Origin of the sequence: Tissierella praeacuta DSM 18095, from assembly GCF_900128955.1 — a bacterium.
Classification (GTDB): domain Bacteria; phylum Bacillota; class Clostridia; order Tissierellales; family Tissierellaceae; genus Tissierella; species Tissierella praeacuta.
In genome coordinates this window covers 1-1,477 of the sequence record NZ_FQTY01000040.1, presented here as the reverse complement: position 1 = coordinate 1,477, position 1,477 = coordinate 1, and the positions used below count along the sequence as shown (strand labels likewise).

General features: G+C 27.1%; 2 protein-coding genes. One reads left to right on the top strand and one right to left on the bottom strand.

The window, feature by feature from the left end; genetic code table 11:
- Window positions 1–108: 108 nt before the first annotated feature.
- Window positions 109–825, bottom strand: a complete 717-nt coding sequence (locus tag BUB33_RS15640; protein ID WP_072978156.1) for a hypothetical protein — start codon at window positions 823–825, stop codon at window positions 109–111.
- 349 nt (window positions 826–1,174) lie between these two features.
- Here BUB33_RS15640 and BUB33_RS15635 point away from each other — a divergent pair.
- Window positions 1,175–1,477 (top strand): hypothetical protein (locus tag BUB33_RS15635; protein WP_143154917.1); only part of this gene is annotated, 303 nt, incomplete at its 3' end.

Genomic DNA, 1,477 nt, shown 5'->3' with positions numbered 1-1,477 from the left:
TTTATATTCTTGTAATGATTGCTGTGTTAGATTTGGTATTTGATATTATTGTACGTTATTATGAAAAAAAGAAAACCTCATGAGGTTTTCTTTTTATTTGCTTAAATATTATTGTCTTGAATGTTCACTTACATATTCGCCTATATATTTAGTGTGGCTGCTATTTTCATACATAGTAACAACAGTTTTGAATTCTTTAGTGTAAGGTGCTATTTCTCTTTGATACCAACATTTTCTATAATAATAATCTTCTTGTCCTGCATAAACTCTTTGTGCTATAAGTCCTGCAACAGTAGCGGCGTTACCTGCTTGACCAAAAGGTAGTCCTAGTATTGCTGCTAGAATTGATAAAATAATGGTTTTGTTTGCAGTATCTATTTTAGTATATCCGTCTATGCATTCGCCTCTAAGTTCCCATCTTGTTGGAAATGAAGCTCTGTTGGTTTTAACTTTCTTTAAATTTTCATTATAACTATCTTTGTTACAATTCTGATTTTGTAATTTATTGTCTTCAGAAAAACTTCCGATAATGGATGTTTGTCCTAATTTTTCATCTTTTAATATTATATTGCCCCCACGCTTTTCTAATTCTACTGTATAGAGAAGCTCCATATCTTCAGATTTAATAATAGATTTTCCTTCTTCTATTGATTCTATATAGCTAATTATTCCCCCATCTGTTACTTTTACTATATTAGGATTATTAGTTTTTTCGATTAAAAAATCTTCCCTTTCTGCAAAAGTTGGACTAAATGTAACTATCATCATTATAAATATTAGTATTGTACTTATTAATCTTTTGCTTTTTAAACTTTTAAATGTCATAAAAATCATCTCCTTTTTTTATTTTAAATAGAGCATAGCATATATTCTATTAAAAAAATGTCATATATTGTCAGTTAGCATGTTTTATAAAAGTTATCTTTAAAGAATGAAGATCTGAGAAAAGATTTAACAAGTATTATTTTAAGGTATCAATGGAATATTGGAATTAAGAATTATATATTAGTTGAGGTTTTAGAAGAGGATATAGGAAAATAAAGAATTAGCTTATTAAATAATTTTATAACTAAAGTGTTGTTTATATTATTAATTTATTTGTCGCAAGATGGTAACATTATTTGCTATAATTATATCAAACTTGTTTCAATTATGATTAAAGGAGGATTAATTTATGAAAAGAAAAATTAGTTTACTTATGGTAATTGTAATGATGTTATCTTTTACAACAGGGGTTTTTGCAGATGGTGTTGAACAAGAAAGGTTAGTTATTACCCTTGAAGATGGTACTAAAGTTAGTGAAAGACAGTTTATAGAAATTTTAGAATCTTATGAAGGAGAAATATATAAAATTTCTTCTGATATAAATGTTTTAGAAGGGTCTATAAATAATATTCAAGTAAGATCGGTTGCAAATATTACTATGGATGAGGTTATGACTATAATGGCAGGGACTTGGATGATTCCTGGAATTGGT

What these genes read in the sequence shown, in the direction of transcription:
- BUB33_RS15640 (WP_072978156.1), bottom strand. Translation starts at nt 825, where the DNA reads ATGACATTTAAAAGTTTAAAAAGCAAAAGATTAATAAGTACAATACTA.